Annotated in this window: 15 protein-coding genes; 5 read left to right on the top strand and 10 right to left on the bottom strand. The window is 51.1% G+C overall.

What is annotated here, in order from left to right; all coding sequences use genetic code 11:
- Nucleotides 1-19: 19 nt before the first annotated feature.
- The 9 genes from murA to mraZ all read right to left on the bottom strand — a co-directional run bounded on the left by murA (nt 20) and on the right by mraZ (nt 11560).
- Nucleotides 20-1273: a UDP-N-acetylglucosamine 1-carboxyvinyltransferase gene (murA, locus tag FYJ45_RS15050; RefSeq protein ID WP_154465401.1), complete on the bottom strand. Its 1254-nt coding sequence runs from the start codon at nt 1271-1273 to the stop codon at nt 20-22.
- 275 nt (nt 1274-1548) lie between these two features.
- The gene (locus FYJ45_RS15045; RefSeq protein WP_276893263.1) at nt 1549-2703 is read right to left on the bottom strand and encodes an FtsW/RodA/SpoVE family cell cycle protein; all 1155 of its coding nucleotides are present in this window, start codon (nt 2701-2703) and stop codon (nt 1549-1551) included.
- A 4-nt stretch (nt 2704-2707) separates the two neighbouring features.
- Nucleotides 2708-4069 carry a UDP-N-acetylmuramoyl-L-alanine--D-glutamate ligase gene (gene murD, locus FYJ45_RS15040; RefSeq protein WP_154465399.1) on the bottom strand — a complete coding sequence of 454 codons (1362 nt, stop codon included), beginning with the start codon at nt 4067-4069 and terminating at the stop codon, nt 2708-2710.
- Between the two features lie 267 nt (nt 4070-4336).
- Nucleotides 4337-5293 (bottom strand): phospho-N-acetylmuramoyl-pentapeptide-transferase, encoded by a 957-nt coding sequence (gene mraY / locus FYJ45_RS15035; protein WP_154465397.1) that lies wholly within the window; start codon nt 5291-5293, stop codon nt 4337-4339.
- A gap of 37 nt (nt 5294-5330) precedes the next feature.
- On the bottom strand, nt 5331-7085 hold the full coding sequence (locus FYJ45_RS15030; RefSeq protein WP_025490892.1) for a peptidoglycan D,D-transpeptidase FtsI family protein: 1755 nt from the start codon (nt 7083-7085) through the stop codon (nt 5331-5333).
- Between the two features lie 159 nt (nt 7086-7244).
- The gene (locus FYJ45_RS15025; RefSeq protein ID WP_154465395.1) at nt 7245-9536 is read right to left on the bottom strand and encodes a peptidoglycan D,D-transpeptidase FtsI family protein; all 2292 of its coding nucleotides are present in this window, start codon (nt 9534-9536) and stop codon (nt 7245-7247) included.
- A 72-nt stretch (nt 9537-9608) separates the two neighbouring features.
- Entirely contained in the window at nt 9609-10112 is a 504-nt protein-coding gene (locus FYJ45_RS15020; RefSeq protein WP_154465393.1) for a cell division protein FtsL, read from the bottom strand.
- 56 nt (nt 10113-10168) lie between these two features.
- Nucleotides 10169-11104 carry a 16S rRNA (cytosine(1402)-N(4))-methyltransferase RsmH gene (gene rsmH / locus FYJ45_RS15015; protein ID WP_154465391.1) on the bottom strand — a complete coding sequence of 312 codons (936 nt, stop codon included), beginning with the start codon at nt 11102-11104 and terminating at the stop codon, nt 10169-10171.
- 18 nt (nt 11105-11122) lie between these two features.
- A complete protein-coding gene (gene mraZ, locus FYJ45_RS15010) occupies nt 11123-11560 on the bottom strand; it encodes a division/cell wall cluster transcriptional repressor MraZ (protein WP_021639103.1) in 438 nt (145 codons plus the stop codon).
- A gap of 557 nt (nt 11561-12117) precedes the next feature.
- On the opposite strand from mraZ, the gene FYJ45_RS15005 reads away from it, so the two are divergent.
- The 5 genes from FYJ45_RS15005 to FYJ45_RS14985 all read left to right on the top strand — a co-directional run bounded on the left by FYJ45_RS15005 (nt 12118) and on the right by FYJ45_RS14985 (nt 15622).
- Nucleotides 12118-12981, top strand: a complete 864-nt coding sequence (locus FYJ45_RS15005) for an ABC transporter ATP-binding protein (protein WP_154465389.1) — start codon at nt 12118-12120, stop codon at nt 12979-12981.
- Nucleotides 12974-13783 (top strand): hypothetical protein, encoded by an 810-nt coding sequence (locus FYJ45_RS15000; RefSeq protein ID WP_154465387.1) that lies wholly within the window; start codon nt 12974-12976, stop codon nt 13781-13783. Before FYJ45_RS15005 ends, FYJ45_RS15000 begins: the two co-directional genes overlap by 8 nt.
- A complete protein-coding gene (locus FYJ45_RS14995) occupies nt 13780-14151 on the top strand; it encodes a GntR family transcriptional regulator (RefSeq protein ID WP_154465385.1) in 372 nt (123 codons plus the stop codon). Before FYJ45_RS15000 ends, FYJ45_RS14995 begins: the two co-directional genes overlap by 4 nt.
- Before the next feature lie 87 nt (nt 14152-14238).
- The gene (locus tag FYJ45_RS14990; RefSeq protein WP_154465383.1) at nt 14239-14973 is read left to right on the top strand and encodes an ABC transporter ATP-binding protein; all 735 of its coding nucleotides are present in this window, start codon (nt 14239-14241) and stop codon (nt 14971-14973) included.
- Nucleotides 14974-15076: 103 nt separating this feature from the next.
- Nucleotides 15077-15622, top strand: coding sequence for a hypothetical protein (locus tag FYJ45_RS14985; RefSeq protein WP_154465381.1), 546 nt, complete (start codon nt 15077-15079; stop codon nt 15620-15622).
- A 180-nt stretch (nt 15623-15802) separates the two neighbouring features.
- On the opposite strand, the gene ychF is transcribed toward FYJ45_RS14985, so the two are convergent.
- Nucleotides 15803-16900, bottom strand: a complete 1098-nt coding sequence (gene ychF / locus FYJ45_RS14980; protein ID WP_021639098.1) for a redox-regulated ATPase YchF — start codon at nt 16898-16900, stop codon at nt 15803-15805.
- Between the last annotated feature and the right edge of the window lie 623 nt (nt 16901-17523).

The raw sequence follows: 17523 nt of genomic DNA, 5'->3' as shown, positions 1-17523 counted from the left end.
AAGCCCTCCCCTGCCGCTTTTACCAGCTGTCGATATCCGCTCCCAGCTGTCTTAAATCCCGGCAGATATCCTCATAGCCGCGGTCAATAAAATACCTGTTTCCCACTGCGGTAAGTCCCTCCGCACACAGCCCGGCGACCACAAGCGCAGCCCCGCCACGCAGCTCGCTGGCGGTCACCTGTCTGCCGGTGAGCCTCCGCCCGCCTGGGATACAGGCCAGCTTGTTATCCTGTACGTCAATTTCCGTGCCCATACGGTTCAGCTCCGCCACTACCACGAAACGGTCATTAAAAATTGTTTCCTTCAGTCTGCTTTCCCCGTCTGCCAGTGCCATAGCCACCAGCAGAGGCGACTGGAGATCCGTGGGAAAACCGGGATAGCTGCCCGTTTCCACGTAACCCGGTGAAAAAAGGATTCCCCTTCGCTGTACCCACAGCCCTTCGTCCCCTCTGCGCAGGCGGCAGCCCATACGTATGGCCACATCCTCCATGGCATTCAGCTGGCCTTCCGGGGCATTTTTCATAAAAATCTCACCGCCCGCAGCCATACAGGCACACAGATAGGTTCCCGCCACAATCCTGTCGGAAGGGATTTCAAAGCAGCAGGGATGCAGCTCTCTGCCGCCCCTTACCGTAATACAGCCCGTCTGCTCGCCCCGGATATCTGCGCCCGCACACCGCAGGAATGCACACAGGCTGCCGATTTCCGGCTCCATGGCACACCTTCGTATCCTGGTCACGCCCTCCGCCGCCACCGCCGCCATAACGGCGTTTTCCGTGGCGCCCACACTGGGAAACTCCAGTAAAATATCCGTTCCCCTAAGGCCTGCCGTCCAGGCCTCCAGTTCCTGATCACTGTCACTGTAACAGGTGCCCAGACTTCTTAATGCCTTTAAATGGATATCAATCGGCCTGTCTCCTATGACACAGCCTCCCGGATAATGCAGGGATACCTCACCGGTTCTTCCCAGCATGGGCCCCATCAGCATGACGGACGAGCGCATCATCGTTACATACTCCTCCGGCAGCCGGCTCCTGCTGACTGTCGATGCATCGATGCGTACCTCATTTTTATCCCGTTCCACAAAACAGCCGATGCTTTGAAGCAGCCGGCACATATATTCCACATCCGCTATGCGGGGACAGTTCTTCAGTACACTGATCCCAGGAATCAAAAGAGCCGCTGCCATGATCGGCAGCGCCGCATTTTTGGAACCCTGGATTGTAACTTCGCCGTACAAGGGCGCGTTTCCGCTGATATAAATAGACTTCAAATGTCCACCTTCCCGGATTTTTTCAGAACAGATAATTGTTCAGTGCCTTCACAGTTTCTGTCAAAATTCATCCCAAATCGCCTTTGGCGGTGAATTTTGGCACTCCTGGATCACTTTCTTACGGTCAGCGCAGCATGTGCGCCGGCCTGACTGAAAAATTACCTAAACAGAACTATTCTATCCTATGCGGAAGGTAACATAAATGTTACTGTCTATGGCTTTGCGGCCCTCCTGGCAGCGGTTTGGGGCCGCCCTGTAACGGCCTTTGTATCTTCCTACACATTTTTCAGCTTAATGCCCTTGGCCACGCTGAGGACAAGTCCGATTTCAATGAGCAGGAACATGACCGAGGAACCTCCGTAGCTGATAAACGGCAGGGAAATACCGGTGTTGGGAATGGTATTGGTTACTACGGCGATATTCAGGATCACCTGAATGGCAATATGCCCCATCACGCCAACCACCAAAAGCGCGCCGAACAGATCCGAGGCATTATTGGCAATTACCATGAAACGCCAGATGAGCAGCACAAAAAGCAGAATAACCGCTATACCGCCGAACAGCCCCAGTTCTTCACAGATAATGGAAAAAATCATGTCGTTCTGCGCTTCGGGAAGGAAGCCCAGCTTCTGCATGCTCTGCCCCAGCCCCTTGCCGAAAATGCCGCCTGAGCCAATGGCATACAGCGCCTGCAGCGTCTGGAAGCCGGTACCGGAAGCATAAGCTTCCGGGTTCAGCCAGGCCAGGATACGGCCCCCGCGGAAGCCCAGATCGCTGTGTTCCATCTGGATAATGGCGAATACCAGCGCCGCCACCGCCGCCACGCCTGCGGCTCCCATCAGCACAAACCGTTTGTAGTCCGGGCTTGCCACAAAAAGCATCAGCAGCGCAATACCGAAAATAATAATTGCGGAACTCATGTTATTGGTAATTTTCCAGACCATCAGACAGATGGGCACGGGAATCATCAGCACCAGCCAGAAGCCCCTTCCGGTCCGGATCCCTTTTCCCATCTTACAGATGAAGCTGGCTAAAAAAAGGATCATACACAGCTTTGCGATTTCCGCAGGCTGTACGGAAAGTCCCAGATTCAGCCAACGCCTGGCGCCATTGGCCTCAATGCCCAGGGGCGTTAGGACCAGCGCTATGAGGATGGCCGATAAAAAATATCCCAGCACCGCAAACCTTTCCCAGAAGTGATAAGGAATGTTTGCCACAACAATCATTGCCACCAGCCCCATCACGGCAGCCAGCGCCTGATGCTTGAGATAATAGGCTTCATCATATTTCAGGCTGGCCGAAAGGGACGCCTCGTAGGAGCTGGTGGAATAAACCATGATCATTCCGAAGCCCAGCAGGAACAATACGATAAACAGCAGGGTATAATCAAAAAAATATTCAGCTTGCTTTTTGTTTCTTCTGGATGCCACGCAATCACTCCTTCAATTGATTCACATATTCCTTGAACATATCTCCCCTCACCTCATAGTTGGGGAACATTCCCCAGCTGGCGCAGGCGGGTGAAAGCAGTACTGCGTCTCCGGAAACTGCATTTTTCACACAGATATCCATACATTCCTCGAATGTATCTGCGAAAACAATATTGTTGAAACCATGTTTTCTGGCACACTCCGCTATTTTTTCCTTTGTCTGTCCGATCAGGACAAGCAGCCTGACCTTTCCGTCAAAGGCCTCGATCCATTCATCATATTCGCTCTGTTTATCATAGCCGCCTCCAATCAGTATGGTCGGCCGGTTCATGGCGCGGATTCCCTGGATAGCCGCGTCCGGGTTGGTTCCTTTGGAATCGTTGTAATAGGCGACCCCTTTTTTGGTTGCCACATATTCAATCCGGTGCTCTACCGCCTTGAAATGCTTCACTGTATTCAGTATATGCTCCATAGGCACGCCGTATGACGAAGACATGGCAATTGCCGCCATGACATTTTCCACATTATGGATTCCGAGAAGCTGCATATCGTGGATATGCATGAGCCGTTCCTCCGCTCCGTCCACGCTGCGGCAGATATCCTCTCCGTCCAGATAATACCCCTCTTCTAGCCTCCTGGCTGAAGAAAACCAGACCACCGACGCCGGGCACCGCTCCCCGAAATCCCTGGTATAAGGATCCTCATAGTTCAGCACACAGATATCTTTCCCCGTCTGATTTTTGGTAATGGATTCCTTCACCGCCACATAATTTTCCATGGTATGATGCCGATTCAGATGATCCGGCGTAATATTCAGGATGGCTGTCACCGCCGGGTGGAAATTCTCCGTAGTTTCCAGCTGGAAGCTGCTGATTTCCGCCACCGTCACGCTGTCCTCCCGGGTATGCAGAGCTTCCAGCGTATAAGGCGTGCCGATATTCCCCACCACAAAAACGGAGGAATAATAATCACTCATAATCTTTCCCGTAAGAGCCGTGGTCGTGGTCTTGCCATTGGTTCCGGTAATCGCTATCACCTTACCCTTAGAAAAAGCATAGCCCAGCTCCACCTCACCCCAAACACGCACACCCTTGTCCCTGAACTTCTCCACAAAAGGCGTATCCACCGGAACACCGGGGCTGAGCACCAGAAGCTGCGCCTCATCCGCAGCCTGCTCCGGAAGCCTACACGTAATAACCTCCGCCCGCACCCCCTCCGGCAGCTTCTTCTCCACTTCCCTCTTATCCGTACCCTCATTTTCATCAAAAAGGACAGGCACCGCCCCCACCTGAGAAAGCAACGCCGCCGCCGCAATCCCGCTCTTTCCCGTCCCTACAATCAAAACCTTTTTTCCTTCTATATTCATCTCCACTCCCATCCGCCCGCCGCAGCAGACCCAAGTCAAAATTCATACTCCATCCCAAACCCATACACTATCAAACTAACAATATATCCCCCATACCCCCACTCTCCAAACATACTTTACTCTTTTCCAGCCGTTTTCCCCCCCTTTTCTCTCGCCCTTTCTCCCGCACTCCAAGTCCCGGAAGAATGGCCCCCGCCATCTTCCAGGAGGGACATAGAAGTTCAAAGGCAGCGTCTTTTGCTGCCTTTGAACTTCTTCCCGCCTTTTTTACATGGCCAACAGCGCCACCAGGCAAAGGATAGCCGTAACGACAGAAAAAAACGCAACAATCCTTGTTTCCGACCAGCCCCCCAGCTCAAAATGATGATGCAGGGGCGCCATCCGGAAGAGCCGCCGCCCCCCCGTCAGCTTAAAAAAAAGCACCTGGAGGATTACGGAAACCACCTCGATAAGATAAATAAACCCGATAATCGGTATAAACAGCTGAAGCTGCATCATATAGGCGGCCGCCGCCACAAAGCCCCCCAGCGCCAGGGATCCGGTATCCCCCATGAAAACGCTGGCAGGATACACATTAAACAGCAGAAATCCCAGCAGCGCGCCCGCAACAGCGCAGGTGACAGGTTCGATTCTCGTCCCCGTACCTATGGCCGCCGCCGAAAGGAAGCTTGCCGCCAGCACCGTGACACTGGCTGCCAGGCCGTCCAGGCCGTCGGTGAAATTGGCGCCGTTCACCGTTCCAATGACGATAAAAAATAAAAGGGGGATATTCAGCCAGCCCAAATCCAGCTCTTTCCCCGGCATAAAGGGAATCTTCGCCGCCAGGCTGATGTCCGTGCATTTTAACAGGTAAAAGGCAAAAAGGCCTGTCACTACCAGCTGCCCCGCCATCTTTTGTATTGGGGTAAGCCCCATGGAACGCTTCAGGATTACCTTTATGTAATCATCCAGGAACCCGATCAGCCCAAACCCCAGAGTCATCAGGAGAATGGGCTTGATTTCCGGATAATCCTCCATATAAAAAAGGGAGGTTACTATCATGGCCGACAATATCAGGATTCCTCCCATCGTCGGCGTTCCGTTCTTTTTCAAATGGCTTTTGGGCCCTTCATCTCTGACGGTCTGCCCAGCCTTAAGTCTCTTTAGAAAAGGTATGATTACCGGCCCCAGAAACACGCTTACAAGAAACGAGATGAGAACCGGAAGACAAACGGATAAACTCATTTGACCTTTCCCGTGACTGATCAGTCAGCCTTTCCTTTCAATTTGCCTGCTGCCCATCTATGCTGTAGTCCATTTTTTCCAGGTAAGGAAGGATGTTCTCAAAGAGCTGGCGGACAATCGGCGCGGACACCTGTCCTCCATAGTATACCCCCTGAGGGTTGGTAATAATGGCCATGGCAAGCACCTTCGGATCATCGGCCGGGGCAAATCCCAGGAACGAGGCAATATAGCGTCCCGTACCTCTGGGCAGGGTCTGGCTCGTCGCCGTCTTGCCTCCCACCCTGTAGCCTTCCACATATCCGTTCTTACCACCTCCGTTTTCCACTACCTGTTCCAGCATATAACGCAGTTTTTCGCAGGTATCCTCCGATACGATTCCCGTGGTGACGGGATATTCGAAGGTATTCGTCACATTGCCCGCTTCATCCACCGTCCTTACGCCGAAATGGGGCGTAATGCGGTTGCCGCCGTTAATCAGCGAGGAAACCGTGGTTGCCAGCTGAATGGGCGTTATCTGGAAGGACTGGCCAAAGGATATGGTCGCCAGCTCCACCAGACCGATGTTTTCAGGCTTGTGCATGATAGTCCCGGCCTCCCCCGGCAAATCCACATTTGTTTTGGTAAGAAGCCCGAACTGGTTAAAATATCTGTAGTAATTGTCCGCTCCCAGCCTCAGCCCCACCGTAACGAATACGGGGTTGCAGGAGTTCATGGTAGCCTGGACAAAGTTTTCCGCCCCGTGACCTGAGGTTTTATGGCACCGGATCCTGCGATCCTCCACCATAATATAACCGGGGCAGCTGAAATTATCCTCCATGGTCACCACGCCCTCCTCCAGTCCGGCGGCCGCAGTGATTATCTTGAAAATGGATCCCGGCTCATAGGTATCGTTGATACAGCCGTTCCTCCACATCCGGTTCAGCAGATTCTGTTTTTCCTCCTCCGAAAGCCCTTCCGTCACCGTTCCCTCCGGCAGGGTGAAGGGATCGTTCAGATTGAATTCCGGCACATTGACCATGGCCAGTATTTCGCCGTTATCCGGCTTCATTACCAGAATGGAAACGCTTTCCGCCTCCTTGGCCGCCAGCGCCTGGTAAGCCAGCTGCGTGGCATACTGCTCAATATTCACATCCAGGCTGATATGCAGGTCGTCGCCGTTCACAGGCTCCACCCGGTCTTCCCCCTCCTGCGTAACCTCCACTCCTCTTGCGTCGGTCACCGTCAGGATCGTTCCCGGTTCTCCCTGGAGATATTCGTCATACTTGACCTCCAGCCCCACAATTCCCTGGTTGTCGCCTCCCGTAAAGCCCAGGACCTTGGAAGCAAGGCTGTCAAAGGGATAATATCTCTTATAGTCCTCATCCACCTTGACGCCGTCCAGCTGGTAATCACGGATAACATCCCCTACCGCTTTGTCCACATTGCTTTTTATTTTTTCTATGGCGGTGTATTTTTCCACACGCTTTCTGACATATTCCTCTTCAAGCCCCAGCTCCCGGGAAAGCACCTCCACCACTTTGTCCGGATCCGTAATCTGGTTGTGGATAACGGAAATATTACATACCGTCCTGTTATCCGCCAGCACCGTTCCTGTGGCATCTATTATTCTCCCCCGCTTGGCCTTGATGTTTCTTTCCCTCTGGTGAAGCTCCTGGGCCGCCTGTGTATAGTAGGAGGACTGATATACCATCAGATAGACCAGCCTTCCGGTCAGGCCCAGAAAGGCGGCCAGGCAGAGCACAAAGGCCCAGACTGTTTTCTTTCTGTGGAATGTTTTGTTTTTCTCTTCCATTGGAAAACCTCATAAAGCGGTAATTGATACAATCTATTACCGGATTTATGAGGTTATTCCCATTTTGCTCTTCTTATGTATAAAAGAGTTCCCGGCCGGGCTCCCGACTTTCAGGAAAATTTCCGCAATACCCACCCGGATATTTTCCCTGGCTCCGGCTTAAAAAGGAGAATCGCCTCCGTCCTCTCCGCCCTGGGTTCCGTCAAGCGGCAGATTGGGTTCCGGAAGATCCAGCGGTGTATCTTCATCAATGGCTTCTCCCGTAACGGGATCCACCTTGGTTCCATCAGGAAGTACTCCATATCCGGTATCCGGATCAATATCTATCTTGGGCTTGTCCGGATTATCCTGGTTTCCTCCCGTATTTTCCCCGATGCCTTCTCCATTTTCCCCGGCCGCCGGCATGCCGTCGCCTCCTGCATCATTGCCGCTGATATCGTTGCCGCTCACATCATTTCCGCTCACGGAGGTCATCAGCTGCTGCTTATATGCGATCTGCTGTTCTTCCAGTTCCTTCTGCTCAGCCTCGGAAAGAGGCTCCGTCATGAAAATATCCATATAAGGAAGAACCTCTGTTAAAATGCTGCGCACAATTCTCGTGGCATACTTGGCATCGTCCTGTTTATCGGAATTGGGACGGTCCACTACCACATAGATGGCGATCTGCGGGTCATCCGCAGGCGCAAAGCCAATGAAGGAAACCACGTACTGCCTGTTTCCTCTGGGCTGTGTCTCCGCCGTGCCGGTCTTTCCACCGATGATGTAGCCGGCCGGTCTTGCCGTATGGCCGGTGCCGTGTTCCCCCATCACAACATCCACGCAATAATCACGTATTTTGGCAGAGGTTGATTCGGATACGGTCTGCTTTAAAAGACGAGGTTCAATATTCTGTACCACCGAACCGTCCGAAGCGGTGATCTTGCTTACCATATGAGGCTCATAATAGTAGCCTCCGTTTATCAGGGAGCTGAAGCCGGCCGCCATCTGGATCATGGTCACGTTGAAGCCCTGGCCGAAGGATGCCGTTGCCAGCTCCATGGGCCCCATGGAATCCTCCGTAAATACAAGGGAGGCCGTCCTGGCTTCTCCGTACAAATCTATGTTGGTCTTCAGCCCGAAGTTAAAATCCTGCATGTATTTCAAAAATGTGGTTTTGCCGATTGTCTGCCCCATCTTCATCAGGGCCACATTACAGGAACGCTCCACCGCGCCGGCCACACTCACAATGCCGTCTCCTCCCACCCGGTAGCTGTGGCATTTGATGGGCTTCTGGCCTTCAACAACTGTCAGGCTGCCGTTGCACTGGTAGGTTTCGTTTCCTGTCATTTTGCCGCTTTCCAGTCCGGCCGCCACGGTAAAGGGCTTCATTGTGGAACCGGGCTCAAAGGTACTGGAAATACAGTAATTCTTCCACAGCGCGTTCAGCTGGCGGTACAGGGTATCCTCATCCATGGAAGCAAGTGTTTCTTCATTAATTACAGTCTCCTGGAGCTCCGCTTTTTCATTGATTACGTTCTGCCCCAGCAGCATGTCCGTATTTCTAGGTTCATTCAGATTGTAAAAAGGATAGCTGGCCATGGCCAGTACATTTCCGTTATTTACATCCATGATGATACAGCCGGTATTATAGGCGCCGTTTCCTTCTCTGGCCGCATTCTTATAGGTATCATTGTATTCCTGCAGCTTGCGCTCCACGATGCCCTGGATGTTGGCATCCAGGGTGGAAACCAGGTTATAGCCGTCCACCGCCGCCTTGGTGGTCCTCTCCAGGTTGGAATCGTCGTTCATGTAGCCGTATTCCCTGCCGTTTATCCCGCTGAGAATATCGTTATAGTATGCCTCCAGCCCGTAATTTCCCACATTGTCCTTGGTGGTAAAGCCGATGACGTCACTGGCCAGCGTATTGTTGGGATATAACCGCCGGTACTCCTCTTCAAACCAGACGCCCTGGATATACTTTCCCGTCTCTTCATTGTTTACAAGCTCCTGGAAAGGCGCGATTTCATCATAGGTCAGCTGTTTCTTCAGTATATGGTACTGGGAGGTGGGATTATCCGAACTGTATTTACGGATTTCCGATTCATCCACATCAAAGCATTGGGCCAGCGCCGCTATGGTGCCCTCCACATATTCCTCTTTTTCATTCATCAGCTTACAGTCCAGAATCAGGTTATACACCTTCTCGCTCACTGCCAGCTTCGTCCCCTTGGAATCCAGGATTTCCCCCCGTTTGAAGGGAATTGTCCGGCTGGTATACTGCTGCTGGGAAAGGACCTGCTTTTTATACTGCTCGCCGTTGTCCCGGTTGATCAGGACCAATCTGGCGCTTAATCCTGCAAAAGCCAGTAATACCAGGAAATACAGTACTACCAGCTTCTTTTGCATTTTTGTTGTAAATCTGTTTGTATTCTGCGCTTCTTTTCTGTCGCCGTTCTGTCTGTTTCTGTCCAAACTGTCACCCACTTTTAATGTAACTGTCCTGCAGCCGCCAAATATCCCAACAACCGCAGGTTCAGCCGCAATTTAATCATCAATGTCTGCAAGCTGTCTTACATAATCGCTGCCTTCATCGGGAATCGTTACAATCTGGTCCTGATTCGGATATGTCATTCCCAGCTCCGTAATGGCGATTCTGCGGATTTCATCCAAATCAACAGAGCTTTCGATTCTGCTGTATTCCTCATCATTGGATACCTTCAGGCTGTTCAGCGTGCTTTCCATCGCCGCAATGTGCTTTACGCTTGCGGTAATCTCCGACTGCAGACGGATATATCCAATCAAAACAAAGCCCGCCACAAGCAGGGAGGCGCTCAAAAACAGCACATAGCCCAGATTCATGTAAACGGCCTTGTCCCTGTTCTTCTTTACCGCATGGCTCAGCTCCTGCTTCCGGGGCTTATGTATCTCTTCAACTACGTCTAGCTTTCTTACCGTATTGCCTGCCACATATGCACTGCGGCTGTCTGATCTTCTGTATTCGCTTTTTCCAGTGCTTCTGTATTGTCTGCTTTTTCCTGTCTGTGCCATGGCAATTCTCCTTTACTCATAGCTGCGCACCGTACCGGCAGCTATGCTTTGATTAACTACTCCTTCTTTTCAAATATCCTCAGCTTTGCGCTCTTGGAACGGGAATTGTTTTCCAGTTCCTGTGCGCCGGGCAGTATGGGTTTTCTTGTGATTACCTTTCCCTGGGATTCCTTTCCGCACACACATACCGGGAAATCCGGCGGGCAGGTGCAGGGATTCTCATTTTTACGGAAGGCCGACTTCACTATGCGGTCCTCCAGGGAATGAAAGGTAATTATACAAATGCGGCCTCCCGGATTCAGCAGACCAATCAGCTCATCCAGCGAATTCTTGAGCACGTCCAGCTCGTGGTTGCACTCAATGCGGATGGCCTGAAACGTCCGTTTGGAGGGGTGTCCCCCGTTCGCCCGCATCTTTGCGGGGATTGCCGCTTTAATCAGTTCATTCAGCTCCCCGGTCGTTTCGATGGGCCTGTCCTTTCTTGCCGCCGCGATGTGCTTGGCGATGTTCTTGGCAAACTGATCCTCGCCGTAATCGCGGATGATCCGGTAAAGCTCCCGCTCGGGGTATTCATTGACAATCTCTTTTGCGGAAAGGGACTGTCTCGTATCCATTCTCATGTCCAGGGCCGTGTCGTATCTGTATGAAAAGCCCCGATCCACATTGTCCAGCTGATAAGAGGAAACGCCCAAATCCAGTACGATTCCGTCAACGCCTTCAAGCCCCAGGCTTTTCACCACAGCCGGTGCATTGCAATAATTATCCCTGACGAGAGTCACCTTTTCCCGGAAAGGTTCCAGCCTTTCGGAGGCGGCCGCAATGGCTTCCGCGTCCTGATCGATTCCGATCAGGCACCCTCCTGAAAGCCTTCTGCAGATTTCGCTGCTATGCCCGCCGCCGCCAAGCGTGCCGTCCAGGTAAATCCCGTCAGGTTTTATCTTCAGTCCTTCTATTGTCTCGTCCAAAAGTACAGACTTGTGTGCAAACTCCATTCCGCCGTCACCTTTCCGTTATATGCCAAGCCCCAGATCTGCCATACGTTCCGCAATGTCTTCCATTGCCTCGTCCTCATCCTCTGTGATACCTTCCCATCTTGCTTTGCTCCAGATCTCAATGCGGCTGGCCACGCCGACCAGTACCACATCCTTTTCCAGCTCCGCAAAATCACGCAGATTCCCGGGAACCAGTATCCTCCCCTGCTTGTCCACTTCCACCTGGGCAGCGCCCGCAAGGAAAAACCTGACAAACTGACGGTTATCCTTCTTATTCAGAGGCAAAGCCTTCAGCTTCTCCTCAAAGGCGTTCCATTCCTGATTGTCATACACAAATAAGCAGCCGTCCAAACCTTTCGTAATTACGAATTCCTCACCCAAGCTCTCGCGGAATTTTGAAGGTATGATCAGCCTGCCTTTCGCATCAATTGTATGATTGTACTCTCCCATGAACATGACAATCACCGCCTTAAAAGTGGCCTGTCACGGAAAACACTGCCGAAGCTGCCTCCCTGCATGTATCAGTTCTGAATAAAAGCGGTGCCGCATTTTCTTATAGTCTGCGCGGCAGATATGCAATCCTGCCCCGCCTGTGCGGATAACTCACCACTTTCTACCACTTCGTACCACTTTCCACCACTTTAAATATGATTTTAGTATAACTTAAGGTATTTTGCAAGCAAAATCAACCCCTTCCCCTAAAAAAGTACATCTTGCCGAACCCACAAAAAACTGCATATTACGCCGTTTTCCACATGTTGTGTTCCATTTTTGCGTCATATACAATATATTGGTTCTTCTTTCTCCTGACGCTTTCCCTTTTACCATAATTTACCACGGTGGGGCGTCATCCCATATTTTTTACTGTTTTCCATAAAAAAATGGGCCGGGCGGTTCAAAGCTGTATGAACCGGGATTAAAAAGAGCTGTTTTTATTTTCGTCTTATGGATTGACATGGCCTCCGGCTGTATATATACTGTATATATCAATATAAACAGTTGGGAGGAGAGCCATGGAGCCATTATTGGAGGTCAGCGGATTGGAAAAACGCCTGGGGACACTGCATCTGAATCAGATTTCCTTCCGGGTGGAGCCCGGCCACATCGCAGGGCTGGTAGGCGTCAACGGAGTCGGGAAAACCACTTTGCTCCACACCATCCTGAATCTGTATGATAAGAACGGCGGCCAGGTAACCGTTTGCGGTTATGATATGGATACTCAGGAAAGGGAAGCCAAGGACCGGCTGGGACTGGTCCTGGATGAGATGATGTATGAGAAGGGGCTGTCAGGGCTGGAAAATGCCCGGCTGTATGGCAGGCTGTATCATCATTTTAACGAATCGCTGTTTCTGGAGCTGTGCGAAAGATTTGAGCTGCCGCCGAACCGGAAGCTCGGCCTGCTCTCCACGGGATTTAAGATGCGGTTTCAGTTTGCCTTTGCCCTGTCCCACAATGCCCGCCTTTTTCTGATGGATGAGCCGGCCTCCGGGCTGGATCCGCTTTTCCGGAAGAATCTCATTCACTGTATGCAGGATATCGTGGAGGACGGAACGAGAAGCGTACTTTTTTCCACCCACATCACCGAGGATCTGGACGGAACCGCCAGCCAGATTCTGTGGCTGCATGACGGGGAGATGAAAAAGAACACTTCCTATGATGAACTCATTATGAGTTACCGCCTTCTGTACGGTACCAGGCAGCAGGTCGAGGCTGCGGAGGGTGAGGATATTATTTACCGGGAGCACGGGGAAAGCCGGCATCTTCTGTTCGTACGCTGGACGCCGCGGACACAGCGGCTGCCGTTTGCGGAATGCCGCATCCCCACACTGGAGGATGTGATGTATTACCTGATGAAGGGAGGAAAGCTGGATGCCTGAAATCGTTATGATACAATTCCGGCTGCGGCTGAAGGAACAGGGAATCCGACTGGCGGGGCTTCTCGTTGTCTGGATACTTCTGGGACAGTTTCTCTACCGCGCCGTATTCATCATTCTTATGAACGGAACAGTCCGGACGCTGGACGGTCCGAAAACACTTTGGAGCTTCACGCCGGAACAGGCGCGGATCTGGCAGGTGTGGGCCTGCAGCACCCTGGGTTGTATTATGATATATTTTCTTGTAAAGGCGCTTCCGCTGCGGATGGGAAAAGGAATGTTCATCTGCGCCGCCGGTGCCCGGGAAAAAACGGAATATATGAAATGGCAGCTCCTTCTGAAAACAGCAGTCAGCTTCCTTCTCCTCTGCGCCGTCACCGCCCTGTCCGCAGGCACCCTCTTTCTGGGCGGCGGGACGGCCCGGAACCTGATACAGCTTGTCCTCTGGCTGTTTCTGCTTCTGAACATCAATCTCCGGATCGGCAGCGGTGACGAGGGACGGCCGCTGGTGGACGACAAGGGATATATGATTTATGCAAAAGAGGAGGAAATCAACAATGTTTACGGGTTTTGCTTCCTTCTGACACAGATCATCGTCTTTTACGGACTGCCCTTTTACAGCTTTTTCCGCCAGGGAAGCCTGACCTCCATGCGCCTGCCGGAAATACTTATCTGGCTCTGTATCCTCCTTTCGGACGCAGCCCTTACCGCCTGCTGCCTGCCCGGCATCCTAAAAAAAGCAGCTTCCTATGAAAAAGTGTACCGGCAGGTTCCGGTCCATGCCTGGGAGGAAAGCGGAGAATGAATATACTGTTGACAAATGACTCCCGTCTGCCTATTTATGAGCAGCTGATGCGCGCCATCAAGCAGTCCATCCTGCGCGGGGAGGCCGGGCCGGGCGACATGCTTCCCTCGATCCGCGGTCTGGCCAGGGATTTGGATATCAGTGTTATCACCACCAGCCGCGCTTACGAAGAACTGGAAAAAGAGGGGCTGATATATTCGGTCCAGGGAAAGGGGTTTTATGTGAACCAGATGGATAAGAAGCTTCTGAAGGAAACGCAGCTGAAGGACTGGGAGGAAGCCGCCGGCGCCTGGATTGATGAAGGGAAAAGGCTGGGGCTTTCCCTGGAAGAAATCCTGAAGGCAGCAGAGCTTTTATATTCCCGTTAGCGTTTTGCTCCGTAAAAACAGGAAGGAGAACTCCTCTGCTAGCAGAGGGCTCGCATTTTTGCTCCGCAAAAACAAGGAGGAGGTTTTATGGCCAGGTTAATATGTGAAAATGTAGGGAAGACCTACCAGGAATTTGAACTTAAAAATATCTCTCTGACCGTGGAGTCCGGTTACCTGACAGGCCTGCTGGGGCTGAACGGGGCAGGGAAAAGTACGCTGCTGCGCATTCTGGCGGGTGTGGATCCGCTCTTTACAGGAACGGTAACGGTTGACGGGACCGATGTTTCCGCACAACCGGCCGAAGCAAAGCAGAAAATCGGCTTCGTGTCGGAGGAGCGGCAGTTTTTCTGGGAGATGGATGCCCTGGAAAACGGGGAGCTTCTGGGGCAGCTGTATCCGGATTTTGATCAGGTGCAGTTCCGGGGCTGGCTTCAGGGTATGGGAATCCCAATCAACCAGCCGCTCTATCAGTTCTCCAAGGGAATGAAGATGAAGTTCCAGCTGGGCTTTGTACTGTCCTACCATCCGCAGTTTCTTCTTCTGGACGAACCCACTTCGGGGCTTGATCCCATCTTCCGCAGGGATTTTCTGAAAATACTGCGCGATGTCATGGATTTGGGCATGGGGATACTGATGACCACGCATCTCATGAGCGATCTGGATCGCATTGCGGATGTAATCGTAGTTCTGGACCATGGGGAACAAAAGCTGAACGAACACAGCGACGTCCTGGAAAATGGCGCCGGTGCCGAAATAGAAGCCCTGCTCACAGGGAAATTCCGCATCCGAGATCTGTTGGAGAAATATGGAGAAACGGTTTGAAGGCAGCATTTCAGTTCTCAGGATCTGCACCTTAGAAGGGCGCTTTCAAACTATTAATAATGCAGTATCGCAGGCATATCTGTGATACACAGGAGGTATAAGCATGACATTTCAGGAGCTGGAAAAAAAACGGATGAAAAAAATTTCCCATTTCCGCGCTGTCATCGCAGGTCTTACGTTCTTCTACTGGTTCGGCATCGCTGTCAGAATCGTTAATACGGTTCTGATTCGTGTCATGGAAGGCGTGGAAGAACCGGGCGTCATCCGTATTCCCTTGCTGAACGGAATCCTTTATCTGGTCATTCTGTATATGGCCTTTTACATGAATAAACGGCTATTCTGGATCAGGGAAAGGGGTAAGACAGTGCTGTTAGTTCGAAAATACGACGCACTTCCGGTAGACAGGAAACATTACTACACTGAAAAAACGAAATTCGCCCTGCGCAAATGGCTGCTGCTTTTTTGCTGGTGCATACTCATTTATTTTCTGGAAATGCTGATGTACAATATTCCTCTGAACTGGGGACGTTTTCTTATAGAGTCTGCTGCCGCACTGCTCCTGATGGCTGCGGTACAGGGGCTGTGCGTTCTCCTAGCCGCAACGCAGGACTGGTGGAGCCGGAGGATGGGGACAACGGCGGAAGGCTGAGGAGGCATTCCAAGTGTAAAAGTATATATGCCGAAGATGATCGCCAAAAGCGCCTCCCGTTTCCGGGCGGCGCTTTTAATAACCGTTCTGATGGCTGTAACAGCTCCGATTACTGAACTGTTAATGTTTTATACTTTCATCCGTTTTTTATTTCCCGGCCGTTTTCTTCAGCTGATTATCTTATACATTGAAGCGGAACAGAATCGTATCCCCATCCTGTACCACATAATCCTTGCCTTCCATACGGACCAGGCCTTTTTCCCTGGCCGCTGCCAGAGAGCCCTGCTCTAAAAGATCCTTATAATTTACCACCTCGGCCTTGATAAAACCTCTTTCAAAATCGGTATGTATCTTACCCGCTGCCTGAGGTGCTTTCGTACCGATTTTAATCGTCCAGGCCCTTGTCTCATCCTCACCGGAGGTCAGGAAGCTGATGAGTCCCAGAAGATGATAGCTCGCCTTAACCAGCTTGTCCAGACCGGATTCCTTCAGGCCCAAATCCTCCAGGAACATCTCCTTTTCGTCATCCTCCAGTTCGGAGATCTCCTCTTCTATCTGTGCGCAGATAACGAAAACCTCGCTTCCGCTTTCCGCCGCATATTTTCTCACCTCAGCCACGCCGGCATTCTGTGCGCCGTCATCAGCCAGGTCCTCCTCGGAAACATTGGCCGCATAAATAACCGGTTTGGCAGTAAGCAGATTCAGGGAGGCAAAAATCACCTCTTCGTCCTCATCCTCCGGCTGGAAGGCCATCGCCAGCTTTCCATCCTCCAGCAGAGCCTTCACCCGTTCCAGAAGCGCCGCTTCCTTGGCAGCCGTTTTATCCATTCTGGCCTGCTTGCCTACTTTGGCAATTCTTCTTTCCAGAATTTCAATATCAGAAAAAATCAGTTCCAGATTAATCGTCTCAATATCGCGCAGAGGATTGATGGTCCCATCTACATGGACTACGTTGGGATCCTCAAAGCAGCGCACCACATGAACGATAGCGTCCACTTCCCTGATGTTACTGAGGAACTGATTTCCCAATCCCTCCCCTTTGGAGGCACCTTTTACCAGACCGGCGATGTCCACGAATTCAATCACTGCAGGAGTCACTTTTTTGGAATGATACATATCTCCCAGCAGCTTCAGCCGCTCATCAGGCACCGTTACGATTCCTACATTGGGATCAATGGTACAGAAGGGATAATTGGCCGATTCCGCACCAGCCTTGGTCAGGGAATTGAACAACGTACTTTTTCCTACATTGGGAAGTCCTACGATTCCTAATTTCATTTTTACTTATACCTGTCTGGAAAACCTTGCTTTTCAAGGATTCCTGCCTTTCACTATTCTCAACACTCTTTTTGTCGTATACATTAGATACCTCAGCATAAGATTATACCACATAGTCCTTTTTTTTGAAATAACTATTTTTCGCCCGGTAACGTTTTTATTATTGAATATCTGTCTGCTGTCTGATATAATCTTCTCGTATAATTAAAAAGAAAGCGGATGCGATTTTCCGATGTCAGATGCCCTCTAATCTTAAAGGAGGGATGCCCTATGAACACAATAGAAGTTCTTACACTTTTACTTGTTGTTTTCGCGGCTTTGTCTTACATAGACAATCATATTGACAAAAAGAAATAGCATCCCACCGTCCAAAGTAGATGCTATTTCTTTAATGATCTATTAAACTACCGAGGGCAATCGGAAATTCGTTTCCGACCACCTTTCTGAGTAAATTATACATTAGGGTGCTTAAGAAATCAAGCGCCCTTTTTCATTTTCAGCGCCGAAAGGCGCTGGCAGGTTGTAAATAATCCTCTCGATACTTTTATACTTAAATATTTATTTTCCACATCGCTACGCCCTTTTCATGTTTTTATCCACACCCTTTAGGCATTCGTAGCCTT

This window comes from Eisenbergiella porci, assembly GCF_009696275.1.
GTDB classification, from domain to species: domain Bacteria; phylum Bacillota; class Clostridia; order Lachnospirales; family Lachnospiraceae; genus Eisenbergiella; species Eisenbergiella porci.
This window is presented reverse-complemented; position numbering and strand designations above follow the sequence as displayed.